The sequence below is a fragment of the Coriobacteriaceae bacterium genome, assembly GCA_025993015.1.
Lineage (GTDB): Bacteria > Actinomycetota > Coriobacteriia > Coriobacteriales > Coriobacteriaceae > Collinsella.
In genome coordinates this window covers 1308527-1324871 of the sequence record DAJPFV010000001.1, presented here as the reverse complement: position 1 = coordinate 1324871, position 16345 = coordinate 1308527, and the positions used below count along the sequence as shown (strand labels likewise).

The window sequence follows — 16345 nt, the reverse complement described above, 5'->3', positions numbered from 1 at the left end:
AAAACATCGGTGAACGGTAATTTCAACTTGATACTTGACAAGTTTTGTATAAACAATTATTTGTTATCGAATATAGAGAAAACGCCCGGTCAAGCCGATACATCGTCGGTTTGACCGGGCGTTTTCGCTTTGAGGGCATGAGTCTCGTCAGGCTGCGAGCTAGCCGGCTATCGCTTGGAGTTGACGCGGTAGTGGAAGATCTCGGGGTGCGTACGGGCGTGCGTGACCTCGAACAAGATGCCGTCCGAGGTGTACGATTGGCTCTCCATAACGGCGACGCAGTTGTACTTACCAAGGTCCAAGTAGCTGCAGTCCTCATCGTTGGCGAGCTCGACACTCACCGTACGACGACTCGCCATCACTTTGACGCCGCGCTTGTGCTCCAGATAGTCGTAAATTGACCTTGCGGCGATCTCGGGTGTCAGGCCTTTGGCGATCGACTCCAGAAAATAGCCGTGGTCCACCTGGCGAGCGTTACCGTTAAGGCTACGGACGCGCACCACGCGAATCAACTTCTCGCCCACCTTAAAGCCCAGGCGACGAGAGAGTTGCTCGGTGCAGACCAGATGTTCAAAAGACTTAACGTCCGTCGATGCAACGGCATTGTTGCGCTTTGCAAACTCGCCAAACGACTCAACCTCTTCGAGTGCGCCCAACATGTCGGTTTCGCCCTTAAGCCAAATAACGCGCACGCCCTTGCCGTGTATGGGCTGCACAAACATCCCGTCGGCCAGCATGCTCAAAGCGCGGCGGACGGTATTGCGCGTGCAGCCAAATTCCGCGGTCAGCTCGGCTTCGGTTGGCAGCATCTCCTGAAACGCATAGGTCCCATTAATGATGCGCGAGCGTATTTCTCGGTAGATTCCTTCGTATATCGCTTTTGGCATTGTTTCACCTCTACATTATTCATTTCCGGCTAGGCACGATAGCATTTCTTAAAGTTGTTTAAACCGAATATCGGTAAAGCGACAGGATTTAACCGTTGACGGTTTCTGTCATGCCCAAATCGGTTTCGCTCAAAACTGCCGGTACGACAATCGTCTGGTCCTCTACAATGAATCCATTGTTTAAACGTTTCCCCACGCGCAACGCGCCTCGATATTCGGAAGGCAGAACATGCTGCAAAAAATCCAACGCTTTGGCGGGGCAATGTTCGCGCCCGCCATGCTGTTTTCTATATCAGGCCTCATGGTCGGCGTCTCCGCTCTCGCAACGACTGCGGACATCGTCGGCGATCTCGCCGTATACGGAACCCCTTGGTACGTTTTTTGGACCATCATCCAGCGCGGCTCGTGGACGGTCTTTAAACGCCTCCCGCTCCTTTTTGCCGTAGCGCTGCCCATCGGTCTTGCCCAAAAACAACCGGCTCGTTGCTGCCTCGAGGCTCTCGTCGCCTATTTTGCCTACTGCTTCTTTTTGAGCGAGATCATTAAGCTGAGCGGAGACAACCTTGGACTTGAGTACCCGTCATCTTTGACCTCCGCCAGCGGTATCACCGTCATCGACGGCATCAAGACGCTCGACACCGGCATTATCGGCCCGCTGGCGGTATCGGCAACCGTCGTCGCCATCCATGACCGCTTCTACGATGCCAAAATTCCCGATTGGCTCGGCACCTTCTCGGGCTCCTCGCTGGTCTACCTCATCAGCTTTTTTGCCGTGTTTGCCCTTGCCGCTATCTCGGCCGCCATCGTGCCCTACGTATACGATGTAACTGATACGCTGCGTCACGCGCTTGCAGGCGTCGGTCCCTTTGGCGTGGGTATCTTTGTCTTTTTAGAACGAGCACTCGAGCCCTTTGGCCTGCACCACCTGCTCTACATGCCGATCTACTACGACAACCTGGTCATTAACGACGGCATCTACGCCACGTGGAGCAGTTTGCTCCCCATCCTCTCCCATAGCACGCGCCCCCTTAATGAGCTTGCGCCGTGGGCCGGTTTTACCGCCACCGGCTGGGTCAAGCTCTTTGGCCTTCCTGCCATCGCAGCTGCGTTCTACTCCACCGCAAAACCCGAGCGCCGCGCCGGCCTCAGGGTCATCCTTGTTCCCGCCATCATCGCCTCGGTGGTTTGCGGCGTTACCGAGCCACTCGAGTTTCTCTTTATGTTCACCCACCCCGGGCTCTTTTTGCTCTACGCCGTCTTATCGTCTTGCCTTGCCACAACCATGAATCTCTTTGGCATCGTCGGCATCTTCTCGGGCGGCCTGATGGAGATGGCAGCCTTCAACTTTATTCCGCTCATGCGCACGCATGCCGGTGCCTATCTTTTGGCGCTCGGTATCGGCCTTGCCTTTAGCCTCATCTTTTTTGTTAGTTTTCGAGCACTCATCTTGGTCTATGACCTTAAGACTCCGGGCCGCGAGGATCATGTCGCCAATCGCGCGGCAATCGATTGTTTAACGGGAAGCAACTTTGCCAAAGAGCAATCTCCCAATGACGAGGTCAATAGTCGAACCGATCAAGATCACGTCCTCGCTGAGCGGGTAATTCAGCTTTTAGGTGGCGTTGGCAATATCGTGGGCGCAACCAACTGCGCCACGCGCCTGCGCGTCGAGGTCGCAGACCCTTCCATCGTTGCAGATAACGCGTCGTTTGTCGCGGTGGGCGCCAAGGGCCTCATCATTACGGGCAAGACCGCCCAGGTGATCATCGGCATCTCCGTTCCCCGCGTTAAAGAGCATTTTGACCAGATCATGGGCCTCGAGCCGGAATTTGTGCCCACCACCTCGGCCTCCCCTGCCGCCAGCGCAGCCCATAAGCGCGGCGATATTTGCTTCTTCGATATCGACGGAACGCTCGCCTGGCAAGACCCCAGGCTCGCCCAAGACCTTCCCGAAGACGAGCGGGACCTCTCCCCCTATCCCAACGAGGCGGTTTCGCAGGCAATCCGCGAGTTTGTCGCCAACGGCAACATGGCCTTTATCTGCACGGGACGTACCCTGAGCTGCATCCACCCCAAACTTCTTGAGCTGCCCTGGACCGGCATCGTCTGTCTTGCGGGCGGTTACGCCGAGATCAACGGACACGCAATTCGCGATCTGTCGATGACACCCAGCATGCTGCAGCATCTTGCCCCCTATCTTGAGCAATCGGGCGAGGTCATCCGCTTTGAGGGCCTCAACGGCGTCGTGCGCATGAGTGCCGATGCGCCCGATGCTCCCGGATACGCGCGCACCCTGGGCGACGCAGTCACGCAGCTGCAACATTACAGTGTCTACAAGATCTTGATGTCTACATCACTCGCCAACCACATCGCTCAAGATAAGGCACTTGAGCCGCTACTGTGCTTTAACGAGCTCGAACTCGAGGTAACCGAAATCTCGCCCCGCGAATGCACGAAGCGCGGGGGCATCCAGTCTGTACTCGACGCCCTCGATCCCCACCACGGAACCGTATACGGCATTGGCGACGCCAGCAATGACGTCTCGCTGATGAACGCCGTCGATGTCGGTATCGCCATGGGCAATGCGCCGGACTATCTCAAGGATAAGGCCGATTACGTGACCGACACCGTCGATCACGACGGTGTCGTTGCGGCGCTCGAGCATTTTGGGCTGATTTAGGCGCGCTCCATCAAACGCACGCCCGTTGTCCCAAATCGCCAAAACTGCCGCGCCAAACGCCCTAATGTGGCAATATGTTGTCTGCATATTGCATCAACGCAACCTCAGAAAGAATGCGAGAACCCGTGTCCAGTCCGTTTACCAGCTTTTTAGCCCAGCACTTTGACCAGATTAACGACTATCTGGCCACGTTCTTTGACGGACAGGCGACCTCTGCCGATATCGAGCGCTACCTGTATGCGCCGCTCTCGGCTTTTACGGCCAACGCCGGCAAGCGCCACCGCCCGCTTATCTGTATGCTCGCCGCAACCGCAGTGGGCGGTAGCTTTGAGAGCGCCCGCAGCGCCGCGGCAGCCATCGAGCATTTCCAGTCGGGCGCGCTGATCCACGACGACATCGCCGACAACGGACAGCTTCGTCGAGGCAAGCCCTGCATGCACCTTACCGAGGGCACGGGCCTTGCCATCAATTGCGGCGACCTGGCGCTCACTATGGTCACCAAGACGGTTCTCGACGACCCCACGCTGGAGTCCGACGTGAAGCTGCGCGTGCTCCACGAGCTTACCGAGATGATCGTCCGCACCATCGAGGGTCAAGCGCTCGACCTGGGTTGGGTCCGTGACGGGCGCTTTGATATCTCGGTTGATGACTACCTGGACATGGCGACGCACAAGACCGCGTTTTACAGCGGAGCCACGCCGCTTGCCGCCGGAGCCATTATCGGCGGCGGCAGCGATGAGCAAATCGAAGCGCTGCGCGCCTTTGGCCTGCACACAGGCCTTGCCTTTCAGATTCAGGACGACCTGCTCAACCTTGTCGGCACTAAGGAAGCCGCCAACAAGGACTTCCGCACCGACATCACCGAGGGCAAGCGCACGCTTGTCGCCGTACACGCCCTCTCTGATGAGCGCCACCACGACGAGGTCGAGGCGATTCTTTCCTCGGGCACCGATGATCCCGCGCAGCTCGCACGCGCCGTGGAGATCTTCCAGGAGACCGACTCCATCGATTACGCCCACACTTACGCGCTCGACCTGACCGCTAAGGCCAAAGCGGCCATCGAGAACGTTGAGCTTGATCCGCACGCACGCGAGCTGTTCCTCTCCATGGCAGATTTCTTTGTGGAGCGTCTTAACTAACGGGGGTTATAAAACCTGTCAGCAGCGTATTTAGGCACAACTTGCTACACTGTTGAGTGCATGTTTATGCATCCCTTTGCGTTGTCTATCCGACAGACGCTCAAATAGTACGAATGGTACGCCGAAAGGGGTTCGTTCATGGAACCTATTACAACGGGCATGCAAGGAGCAGCCGTCGAGGACGTGCAGTCTCGTCTCCTGCAGCTCGGCTACACGATTGATGCCGCCGAAGTCACCGACAAGTACTTTGGAGCCACCACTGAGCAGGCCGTCAGCACCTTCAGGCTCGACAGCGGCCTTGCTGCCGGTCATGCCGTCGATATCCCCTGCTGGAGCGCCCTTGTAGACGCTTCGTATAAGCTGGGCGACCGCACTCTCTATCTGCGCATGCCCAATTTCCATGGCGCCGATGTGCAGGCCCTGCAGCGCGCTCTCAACGTTTTGGGCTTTGCCTGTGGCGAAGACGACGGCTACTTTGGTCCGCATACCGAGGCCGCCCTGCAGCAGTTCCAGGAAAATGTCGGCCTGTTTGCCGACGGCATGGCCTTCCAGGACACCTACGCCTACATCAACCGCCTGCACCATGTGTGGGAGGGCAAGCCCTCGGTCACCGAAGCCGAGTCCCGTATCGGTTTTGCTCGCGCCGCCAACGTGCTCGAGCGCTTCCAGATTGCCGTTATCGGCGAGGACCCCATCGCACGCAGCGTTGCGTCGCGCATGTGGAATATCGCCACGGCAACGACCGACAACAGCGGCATGATGCTCTGCGACTCCGAGGTCCCAACCAACGTTGACCTGGTGCTCGAGATCGCAAGCGATGAGCTGCCCGCCGACGCCGCACCGCGCGCCACGATTGCCCTCGCCGAGTGCCACAACCTGGCCCAGCGCATCCGCACTGCCAATGTCGCCGCGCAGCAGAAGCCGGCTCGCATTCGCATTGAGCTCACGGGCATGACGCGCTACAACGGCACCTTCACGGCCAGCGACGCGCAGACACTCGCTGTGCGCCTGCTCGATGGCGTTTGCGATGCCCTCGCAGATTAGGTAAACTAAACGAGTTGCTTTTGGGCAACACCACACATTGGGACGTAGTTCAACGGTAGAACTCCGGTTTTTGGTGCCGGCTGTTGGGGGTTCGAATCCCTCCGTCCCAGCCATTAAAACTGAGCGCCCTAAGCCCATAACGGCCCAGGGCGCTTTCTTGTGGGCAAGCGGAGGAATTCGAACCCGCAAGGGTGCGGAGCTGAGGAAACGCGAAGCGTTTTCCAGCGCAGCACGCAAGGAGCGAAGCGACGCAGCGGGGCGCGGCCGCCGCAGGCAGACGCGGTGTCGGCACTTGGGGACGCTCCTAAGTGCCGACATTATAGGAACGTCCCCAAGTGCCGGCTCGGGACTATTTTCGAGGACCCTCCGAAGGACTGTGGCCAAAAAACGGCAAATATGAGTACTGTTACCGTTGTAGCTACATTATTTTCGTTAATAAAAGAAGATCTTAATGAGATTTATTCGCATCAAGGTCTTCCTTTAATGAACACTTGAGGAGATACGGCAGCTTATCTGCTCGATCGACACGTCAAATCACCTTAAATGTGGTCAAAATTACTGCTACTAAAAGAGTATCAGTACTCATATTTGATGTTTTTTGGCCACGGCTCTTTATAGACACCCTGCACAGCGACGGTGGTAGATTTCGGAACGTGTCCGTCAGCCCCGTTCCGAAAAGCGAGCCGCATGCAACGGCCAAGCCACGACAGGCCCCGGGAGAGCGGGGACACCGGCTTAGGTTTATCGCGAGTTCCGCACGAACAGGAGGCCACTTAATGTGGCCTCCGTCGTGAGCAGGACTGTAGAGCAGGAAACCTAAGCCGGTGTCCCCGCTCTCCCGGGGCCGGCGGAATTTAGTTGTTCAGCATGCGGTCGAAGCTTCCCGAGTCGCCATCCCGATAGTCGGCGGTCATCAGAATCTCCTGCGGAATGCGCCCGCCCTCGCGCAGCACATTGCGGAACTGCACGCGCGTGACCATGGGCAGATCCTTGATCGTCGCCGCCAAGTTCTGCGGCACGCCCTGGTTGGCAGCCGCGGGCTCGCACTCGCCGCCGGCCTTCACGCGACGCTTATGCTCGGCGAGCATGGCGCGGTACATGCCGGCATGCAGGCGAATCTCAACCACATTGGCATTGCGAGCCTGCTCGACGATGCGCGCGCCCTCGCGATCGATATCGCCTACGTAGTAGACGTAGTTAAAGCGATAGCCAATCTCGGCCAGATAATCGTCCAAGGCATGCGAGACGCTCGCCTTGCATCCGCCGCCAAAAATCACGCCGCCCACCTTGATGCCAAAGAGCTTGGCGTGCTTGCGGCCACGCAGCAGCTTGACGATCTCGTCGTAGGTGTCCAGGTTCTCGACCATAATGAACGGCTTGTCGGCGCCCAGCGTAAAGAAGCCCGTAAAATGCACGGGGCGATTGGGGGCGACCTTGATCGCCTGCATGCTGATGCCCTTTTCGGTCATACGCCTGATCAGGCGCTCACCGTGCTTGCCGTCAAAAGCCTTCTCGTCGTTAAAGATCTGGTAGGCACGCTGACGGCGCGAGGCAACCGGCGTATCGGCACCTCGGTTCTGCTCGATCCAAGCCTGGATGATTGCGATTTCCTCGGCAATCTTGCGGTTGGACATCTCGTTGTGCTGAGTGCGCTGCGGAGCCTTTTTGCCGTCCTTGCCCTCGACCTTTACGATCTGTGTCTGCTGCTCCTTGATCTTGGAGAGCGCCATAGGCGTGGGGACAACCTTGAACAGCTGCCTGCCTAAAACGCGGGCAAGGGCAAGCGCCGAGACCTCGCCGTGGGCGGCCGACTCGGGCTGCTGGGCAGCAGTATCTACTGCGGCAGACTCCGGCTTCTTCTGAGACTTGCGCTTAGAATCGCCTTGGGGATTGCGCTCGCGCTTCGGCATAGACGCCTGCTTCTGCGGACGATCGGACTTGCTCTCCTTCGCCGGCTGGCGCTTGACCTGATCCACCGGAGTCTCGGCCTTCTCATCTCCGTTTTGTGTCGCTGTCTTCTCGGCCGCGGCCTCGGCATTTGAGCCACGACCGCCGCGGTGACGACGACGGCGGGGCTTGCCTGAGGCGCTCTCCCCCGCCTGCTTATCAGCGGTCTGTTGAGCTTTGACCTCAGTGTCAGCCGCAGGCTGCGACTCGGAAGGTTGCTGCTCGCGAGCCGCCGGCTCAACGGTTTTCTCGGTTTGTTCGGCCTTCTTGTCCTGAGTGGTCGAAGCCGGCTCGCCCTTCTCCTGACGCCTTACGGGATACGCGCGCCTCGCAAAACCACGTCCGGGACGACATGAGCCCGGGGCCTTCTTGACAGACTCCTCAACATCGTCTGCAGCCTCGGAAAGCTCTTCAACCTCATGCGCGACATCCTGCTGCGCAGCCTTAAAGTGGGCACCACGGCGACGCTGGGGCTCCTGGGCCTCCACGGGCTTTTGCTCCTTCGCGGGCCTCTGCGACTCGGCAGCAACCTCGTTCTCAACAGCCTCGGCATCCGTCTCACCCTTTTGAGCAACGGCACGACGGAAGCGCTCCTGCTGGGCGCGGCGCTGCGCATCGCGCTTGCCACCCCCGCCAAAACCGCCGCGTCCTGCCTTGGCCGTAAAGGCACGCACGACGTTCTCATCGAGCAACTCATCGGTATCAACATGCTCACGCGGAGCAGCTTCTTCCACAGCAGGCACGTCAGCGGAATCCTCGACGACAAAATCTTCGACGGACTCGGCAGGCTGCTCCTGGGCATCGCGGATCTCGACATTGATGGTATAGAACGCCGGGCGCCCGTTAATGCCGCTGCCCTCGATCTTGGTCACGATATTTGCCGCGATAAGCTCATCGCGCATCGCCTTGGTGTCGCATTCCTTATCGACGGAGCGGAAAATCTGCGCCAGCGCGCTCGACTTAATCTTGAGCGCCTTGCGGCAGAGCAGGTCGTAGGCAACCAGCTTGGCGCGCTCGGCAGAAAGCGACGTCTGGCTGCTCAGACGCTCAGCCAGAGCATCGACATTGTTTTGATTATCGGAATATACCGTCTTGGCCACGGGGCCCCTTTCATATGCACACATATACGTCCTTATGGTACAACGCACGAGCCTATCCACGCAAAACATCTGCGAGAACGCCCTTGCACCACCTGTTCTCACAAGAAAAAAGACCGGGTCCGCTTGATTGCGGACCCGGTCTTTCCGAGTCAAATAGATGGGAGATTCAACCCGTCCGACCGACTAGGCCTTGGCGGCCTCGGCGTCGGCAGGAGCTTCAGCGGCAGTGGCGCGACCGTACTCGGCCTTGCCCATCTCGGACCACTCGGGCTCCTCGTCGGGCATGGAGCCGGCCTCCTTGCCGAAGAACTCCTTGAGGCAGTTGACGGCGACGATGAGGCCCAGGACCATCAGCAGGACGGCGAAAACGAGCTGCAAGCCCTTGGTGGCGGCGACGGAGACGGCGGCCGTGGTGGCGGTAGCCGGGATGGTGCCGAAGAAGCCGTAAGCCTGGACAGCGGTCATGCAGCCCATGGCGCTCTGGACCAGCGAGGTGAAGGTGCAGCAGAGCAGGAAGGCGACGGGCACGTAGAGCATCCAGCCCTTGCGGCCGGTGCACTTGCAGAACACGGCGAGGGTGATCATGGTCATGCCGCCGAGCAGCTGGTTGGAAGCACCAAAGAGCGGCCAGATGTTGGCATAGCCGCCAAAGGCGAGGGCGAGACCGGGAAGCAGGGTGACGACCGTGGCGAACCAGGGGTTGCCGAGAACCTTCATGTAGCCGGCCTTGGACTCGATGGCCAGGGCGTCGTTGGTCTGGGCAAAGAACTCGGAGAACGAGGTGCGGGCGATGCGGGCGACGGCATCGAGCGAGGTCAGGGCCAGAGCGGAGACGTTCATGGTCATGAAGACGGTAGCGAGCGTGCCGTCAACACCGAAGGCCTGCATACCGCGGGAGATGCCAGCGGCGAAGATCTGGAACGGGGTGGAAGCGACGCCGGCGTTGAGGGCACCGGTGCCGGCGGTGTTCATATCGGAGAACATGATGCCGGCGACGATGATGGCAAGGATGCCGACGAAGGACTCGACGATCATGGCGCCATAACCGACCTTGACGGCGTCCTGCTCCTTCTCGACCTGCTTGGAGGAGGTACCAGAAGAAACGAGGCTGTGGAAGCCGGAGAGGGCACCGCAGGCAACGGAAACAAACAGGACCGGGAACATCATGCCAGAAGCGCTGGAGAAGCCGGTAAAGGCCGGAGCGGTGATGGTGGCCTGGCCGTTAACACCCAGGACGACGATACCGAGGACAGCGCAGGCGATCATGACGATCATCATGATGGAAGTGAGGTAGTCGCGAGGGGTCTTGAGCATCTGGATGGGCATGGCGCCAGCAAAGACCAGGTAGACCATGACAACGGCGAACCACTGGAACTTGTCCAGGTAGACCGGGAACTGCATGCCGACGGCAAACATGAGAACCATGAGCACCACGCCAGTGACAAACTCGGCAGCGCCGGTGAGGTTGAACTTCTTCTGGGCCCAACCAAAGGCGATAGCGACGAAGGTGAACAGGATGGAGATGGTACCAGCGCAGCCGGCGGCATAGGACTTGGTGAAGTCGATGGCACCGGTAGCAGCACCAGAAGCGTCAACGGCCGGGGTGAACATGAACGTCTTGCAGACCATGTCGGTGAAGGCGGCGATGACGATGATGCAGAACAGCCAGCAGAACAGCAGGAACAGGCGACGGCCGGTCTTGCCGATGTACTTCTCGATGAGCTGAGCGAGCGACTTGCCGTTGTTCTTCATCGAGGCGTACAGGGCGCCAAAGTCGTGGACGGCGCCAAAGAAGATGCCGCCGACGAGGACCCAGAGCACGACGGGCAGCCAGCCAAAGGCCATGGCGACGATCGTACCCGTGACAGGACCAGCACCGCAGATCGAGCTGAACTGGTGCGAAAACGCGGTGAAGGCGGAGACGGGCGAGAAGCTGTTGCCGTCCTTCATGCGCTTGGCCGGCGTGAGGGCCTCTTTGTCAACGCCCCACTTGTTGGCCAGCCAGCGGCCGTAGCCCAGATAGCCGCAGGCGAGCACCGCCGCGGCCACAACCATGAGCAAAACTCCGTTCATTACATTTCCTCCTCTAAAAAGAACTTCCTAGACATAAAAAATGAGGGCCGTCGGTTGCGCTCGACGGCCCTCATCTTCATCAGCCGCCCGTTATCGTACGGGCTAGCTGTATGTGCTAACCCGCATCAGATAATTACTACGCTGATAATGTTTAGCTGATGCGTGAACATGTCTAAGAAATCCTCTTCAATCATGATGTGAACGATCCGTGCGTGTTCACATCCCCCAGTGGTTGAAAAGGAGTATGAAACTTTAGTTACCTAAAGTCAACGCAAATATGTAATGAATTTTCAACTTTTTTTGAATTTCTCGGTATAAAACGCCACTGACCTCGGACTTTACCCCACGACAGTTTTTGCATGAGAGATGCCCCTGAGAGCCGCGGGAGCCGGGCGGCGCATATGAACTTTCCTGCTCTACAGTCCTGCGCAAGACGGAAAGCACATTAAGTGCTTTCCTTTGCGTGCGGAACTCGCGATAAAGTTCATATGCGCCGCCCGGCTCCCGCGGCTCTCAGGGGCTCCCATCCCAAATGCGGAGCAAAGCTCCGCACACCAACTTTTTCTTTCAGCTAAAGAACGCCGAAAATTCGACGCTGGCTTGTTAACCTTGTTGGACGTTGTCGACGCCAATCCGGCTCAGAAGCCGCATCGATACAGAAAGGTCCCCGGACGGAGGGGCCGGATATAAGGTTTATCGCGAGTTCCGCACGCAAAGAAGGCCACTTAATGTGGCCTTCGTCTTGCGCAGGACTGTAGAGCGGGAAACCTTATATCCGGCCCCTCCGTCCGGGGACCGCGCCGTACCAGCTACAGCGTCATGTTCGGATCGGCGTCGACGTCGAACGGCGAGATTTCACCTCGGTCGAATTTACGGCGGGCGACCTCCGCGATCATGGCTGCGTTATCGGTACAGGCAGACAAGGGCGGCACCGTTACGCGAATCCCCTGACGCCCAAGCTTCTTGATCATCATCTCGCGCAGATGCGGGTTGGCCGAGACGCCGCCGCCGATGCAGTATTCCTTGCATCCGGTAGCGTGCAATGCGTTTTTGGCCTTCTTGTACTGCACGTCAAAGACAGCTGCCTCAAACGAAGCTGCCAGATCGGGCAGGTGAATCGTGCGCCCGGCCTTGGTCTCCTGCTCGATGTAGAGCGTCACGGCCGTTTTAAGGCCCGAAAGCGAGAAACGATAGTCTCCCCTGCTGTTGAGCGCACGGGGGAAATCAATCGCGCGGGGATTGCCTGTCTCGGCCAGCTTGGAAATGATGGGGCCACCGGGATAGCCCAGGCCCAGCGCCTTGGCCACCTTGTCGAAGGCCTCGCCCACGGCGTCGTCGAGCGTCTCACCGAGCACCTCGTAGTCGCCCCACGCCTTCACGTGCACGAGCATGGTGTGCCCGCCCGAGACAAGCGTGAAGATGAACGGCGGCTTGAGGTCGGGCTGCGCCAACAGGTTGGCAAACAGGTGCCCCTCCAGATGGTTGACGCATACGAGCGGCTTGCCGGCAGCGTAGGCAAAGCCTTTGGCAAAGGCAACGCCCACCACGAGGGCGCCCACCAGGCCCGGACCCTGTGTCACGCCCACGGCGGCAAGCTCGCTGGGGGCAATGGCTCCACCCTCAAGACCAAGCGATGCTGCGGCATCCTCGAGCGCCGCATCCACGACACTCACAATCACCTCAACGTGTTTGCGCGAGGCGATCTCGGGCACCACGCCGCCAAAGCGGGCATGAAAATCAATCTGTGTCGACACCTGGTTGGCCAGCATATTGCCATCCGCATCGATAATCGCCACGGCCGTCTCGTCGCAGGAACTCTCGATAGCGAGCACTAGGCGGCGGCGCTCAATTTCGGCACGCTCCCCCTCGGAGCGCCCAGGCGCAGGCAGCGGCCATACGCGCTGCTCTGCCGCCGTCGGCTCGGGCGAAGCATTGTCGACCGGAAGCACGAGGGGCAGCGGAGCCGTCATGACGATGGCATCCTTGCCGGCACCATAGTAGCCGCGGCGACGGCCAGCCTCGGTAAAGCCCAGAGCGTTATAAAGCGCAATCGCTCCCTCGTTGCCGTCCTCGACCTCGAGCGAAGCCGTGGTGCAGCCGAGCATCTGGGCATCATAGCTCACGTGCGACAGCAGTTTGCGGGCAATGCCCTCACGGCGATGTACCGGGTCGACGGCGACATCCAGAATCTGCACATCACCGTCCACGACCATACCGCCGGCAAGGCCCAGCAGCTTGCCGTCGTCGTGTGCTACCCACCAACTACGCGGCACAGCGACGTCCTCGCCCAGTTCGGACAGGAACATGCCCGGCGTCCACGCCTCGTGTCCGGCACCTTCAAAGCAGGCAGCCTCCAGCGCGCTCGCGCCCTCGGCATCCGCCGCGCCCATGGGACGGAACTGCAGATGACGACCGGCGAGCTCATCGGCAACGCCCGTAATTTCACTCTGCGCACTCTCGGCAAGACCAAGACGCTTGCGCTCGTTTTCCTCGGCATCCGAAAGGCGCGTGTAAATCGGCAGGACGCGAGCCGGATCGCCGTCACCCGCAGCGTGCGCGAGCAGCAAGCCCTCGCCCGAAGGCCACCACAGGTCGCGCTCCACGCAGCGGGCGGTCTCGTCCTCACCCAGCAGCTTGCCATAGCGCACGAGACCGTCACCGGTCAGCTGAACCTGGTCCCAGTCCGCCGCTTGGCGCCACTCATCGAGCGCCACGGCGGTCTTGACCACGTGTTCGCGCTCAAATTGGCGCTCGGGACCCTCATCGACCAGCATATACAGCGCCGGATATACCTCACCGCGCATAGCATCGGCCAAGATACCAAGCTTGCCGCGCACGCCAGCCTTCCACGCCGTCCAAGCGCAAGCGTCGAGCGTCGACACGCCCAGCAGCGGAACATTGGCACCACGCGCGAGGCCCTTGGCAGTGGAGATGCCGATACGCACACCCGTAAACGACCCCGGGCCGCGGCCGACCACGTAGTAACCAACATCGCTGCGATCCAGACCGGCTTGAGCCAGCACGCCATCAACGGTATTCACGAGCTCAACGTTGGCGTGGCGGCGACACATGTGGTCGCCACTCACGAGCTTCGTCTCGCCCGTCTGTCCATCAATCCAGCTTGCCGCGCAGGCAAGCATGTCGGTCGAGGTATCGAGCGCCACCACCAGCGCGTTGTCGTTATGCAAGCTCATCTTGTACAGCCTTATCAATCAAATGGGAAAGCTCCATTGCGCGGTCACCGTGCGCCTCAAGCGTTATCGTTCGCACATCGCTGTCGCCCTCATCACGCTTGAGCGTCACCGAAAGATACTCATCCGTCAGCTCGTCCTGGAATTGTTCGCCCCATTCCAGCAGGCAAGCACCCTCATAGCCCAGCACATCGAAAATGCCCGTATCCTCGAGCTCGTAGGCATGCTCCAGGCGGTATAGATCAAAGTGAAACAGCGGAATACGACCTTGATCGTGAACGGCCATGAGCGCAAACGTAGGGCTCGTAACCATATGCCCATCGCCCAGCCCGCGCGAGACGCCCTTGGTAAAGTGAGTTTTGCCCACTCCCAGGCCACCGGTCAGGATGAGCACATCGCCGTCCTCAAGGCACGGTGCAATTAGCTCGCCAAAGTACTCCGTATCGGCAGCGCAAGTCGTTTTGTAAGTACCTACCCCCAGGCGCTCCAGGGACATATATGCTCCTTATTATTCCGAGGCGTCCTCTGGTGCGGGATGTCGCTCCAGATAGTCGCCCAGCATCTTAAAGTCTTCCTCCAGCAGCTCCTGCCACGCCGGATTGCGCAGCGCTGCTGCCGGATGGAACGTGGGCATTACTACAAAATGCCCCATCTGGTGGAACCTGCCGCGCAGCTTAGTAATGCCAATCTCGGTCTTAAGCACAAAGTGCGTCGCGGGGTTGCCGAGCGTCACGATAATATCGGGCCAGATGCTTCGAATCTGCTCACGCAAAAACGGCGAGCAAGCCAGCACTTCCTCGGGACGCGGATTGCGGTTTCCCGGCGGGCGGCACTTAAGCACGTTGGCAATGTAGACGTCTTCGCGTTTGAGGCCCGCCAGCGACAAAATGCCGTTGAGGTCCTCGCCTGCCGCCCCCACAAAGGGCTCGCCCTGCAAATCCTCATTGCGGCCCGGCGCCTCACCAATAAACATCACGCGAGCGCGGGGGTTTCCCACGCCAAACACGATATTGTGACGCGACTGGTAGAGCTGGCAGAGGTGACAATCGCCCAGAACGGCCTCGATCTCCTCGAGTGCGACCTCACGTGGTGCCTGATGGGTATGGCCGGGGATGTGCATGACGCCCATAGCGGCTCCTACACGTAGACCTTGTCGAGACGCATGCCAAAGCCGCAGGCGACCTCGTAGTTAATCGTTCCGCGCAGTCGGGCCATCTCGTCCATAGTGATCTCGGCATCGCCATCGCGGCCGACAATGATCATCTCGTCACCATACTCGGCCTCGGGAATCTCGTGTGCCGGGTTGGACTGAATGGCGACCATAAACTGGTCCATGCAGATATTGCCAACCTGATGCACGCGCTCGCCGCGATACAGCACATCCATACGATTGGAAAGCGTACGCGATAGGCCGTCGGCATAACCGATCGGCAGCGTGCAGATCTGAACGCGCGTGCGCGGTACGCGGTAGGTAAAACCGTAGCCCACGCCCTCACCCATCGCAGGGTGTGCCACGCGCGTCACGCGCGCATGGACGCTCATAACGGGATCAAGCTGCATCACGCGGCCACTCAGCTCGCACGGCTGCATGCCATACAAGCCAACGCCGGCGCGAATCATATCAAAATGCATCGAGGGGTCGAGCATCGAGGACGGCGTGTTGGCGCAGTGCACGATACCGCACTCAAAACCCGCATCCTTAATGGCTTGAACGGCCTCGGTAAAGCGCTGACACTGCAGCTTGTAGTCCCAGCCCGAAGGTTCATCGGCCGTGGCGAAGTGCGTAAATACGCCGTCGCACTGAATACCGCGATGGAAATTAATACCGCGGACAAAGTCGAGCACCTGTGTGTAGTGTACGCCGATACGATTCATACCCGTCTCGATGGCGAGATGATACTTGCCCACCTTGCCCGCCGCGACGGCACATTCGCCATACGCAAGAGCAAAGTCAGACGTATAGACCGAGGGCATGATATCAAACTCGAGCAACGTCGGAATGGCCTCGATAGGCGGCTCGCTTAGGATGAGGATGGGTTTCGTAATCCCGCCCTGTCGGAGCTCAACGCCCTCGTTAACCGTCGCCACGGCAAACATGTCGGCACCGGCCGAATACATGATCTTGGCGCACTCAACAGCTCCATGACCATAAGCATCGGCCTTGACCACGCAGCACAGGCGCTGACGTGGATTCAACAAGTTCTTATAGGCCCTCGTGTTGCGACGGAGCGCCCCGCGGTCGATCTCGACCCAGGACCAGCGCGTCAAATCGGCTTTATTCATG

Annotated in this window: 10 protein-coding genes and 1 tRNA gene; 4 read left to right on the top strand and 7 right to left on the bottom strand. The window is 59.3% G+C overall.

Going from position 1 to position 16345, the window contains the following annotated elements; translation table 11 throughout:
- Nucleotides 1-167: 167 nt before the first annotated feature.
- Nucleotides 168-887, bottom strand: a complete 720-nt coding sequence (locus tag OIL77_05585) for a GntR family transcriptional regulator (protein HJI44872.1) — start codon at nucleotides 885-887, stop codon at nucleotides 168-170.
- A 262-nt stretch (nucleotides 888-1149) separates the two neighbouring features.
- On the opposite strand from OIL77_05585, the gene OIL77_05580 reads away from it, so the two are divergent.
- From OIL77_05580 to OIL77_05565, 4 genes are all read left to right on the top strand, one after another.
- Nucleotides 1150-3567 (top strand): PTS transporter subunit EIIC, encoded by a 2418-nt coding sequence (locus tag OIL77_05580; GenBank protein HJI44871.1) that lies wholly within the window; start codon nucleotides 1150-1152, stop codon nucleotides 3565-3567.
- 113 nt (nucleotides 3568-3680) lie between these two features.
- A complete protein-coding gene (locus OIL77_05575) occupies nucleotides 3681-4706 on the top strand; it encodes a polyprenyl synthetase family protein (GenBank protein ID HJI44870.1) in 1026 nt (341 codons plus the stop codon).
- Between the two features lie 138 nt (nucleotides 4707-4844).
- On the top strand, nucleotides 4845-5750 hold the full coding sequence (locus OIL77_05570) for a peptidoglycan-binding protein (GenBank protein ID HJI44869.1): 906 nt from the start codon (nucleotides 4845-4847) through the stop codon (nucleotides 5748-5750).
- Between the two features lie 38 nt (nucleotides 5751-5788).
- Nucleotides 5789-5863: transfer RNA gene (locus tag OIL77_05565), tRNA-Gln, on the top strand.
- A 741-nt stretch (nucleotides 5864-6604) separates the two neighbouring features.
- On the opposite strand, the gene OIL77_05560 is transcribed toward OIL77_05565, so the two are convergent.
- The 6 genes from OIL77_05560 to alr all read right to left on the bottom strand — a co-directional run bounded on the left by OIL77_05560 (nucleotide 6605) and on the right by alr (nucleotide 16344).
- The gene (locus OIL77_05560) at nucleotides 6605-8797 is read right to left on the bottom strand and encodes a hypothetical protein (GenBank protein HJI44868.1); all 2193 of its coding nucleotides are present in this window, start codon (nucleotides 8795-8797) and stop codon (nucleotides 6605-6607) included.
- 183 nt (nucleotides 8798-8980) lie between these two features.
- Nucleotides 8981-10870 carry a carbon starvation protein A gene (locus OIL77_05555; GenBank protein ID HJI44867.1) on the bottom strand — a complete coding sequence of 630 codons (1890 nt, stop codon included), beginning with the start codon at nucleotides 10868-10870 and terminating at the stop codon, nucleotides 8981-8983.
- Between the two features lie 809 nt (nucleotides 10871-11679).
- Nucleotides 11680-14064, bottom strand: a complete 2385-nt coding sequence (tsaD, locus tag OIL77_05550) for a tRNA (adenosine(37)-N6)-threonylcarbamoyltransferase complex transferase subunit TsaD (GenBank protein ID HJI44866.1) — start codon at nucleotides 14062-14064, stop codon at nucleotides 11680-11682.
- Nucleotides 14051-14557, bottom strand: coding sequence for a tRNA (adenosine(37)-N6)-threonylcarbamoyltransferase complex ATPase subunit type 1 TsaE (gene tsaE, locus OIL77_05545; protein HJI44865.1), 507 nt, complete (start codon nucleotides 14555-14557; stop codon nucleotides 14051-14053). The genes tsaD and tsaE overlap by 14 nt, the downstream gene beginning before the upstream one ends.
- 12 nt (nucleotides 14558-14569) lie before the next feature.
- Entirely contained in the window at nucleotides 14570-15190 is a 621-nt protein-coding gene (locus OIL77_05540; GenBank protein HJI44864.1) for a uracil-DNA glycosylase, read from the bottom strand.
- Between the two features lie 8 nt (nucleotides 15191-15198).
- Nucleotides 15199-16344 carry an alanine racemase gene (alr, locus tag OIL77_05535; GenBank protein ID HJI44863.1) on the bottom strand — a complete coding sequence of 382 codons (1146 nt, stop codon included), beginning with the start codon at nucleotides 16342-16344 and terminating at the stop codon, nucleotides 15199-15201.
- Nucleotide 16345: the final 1 nt, after the last annotated feature.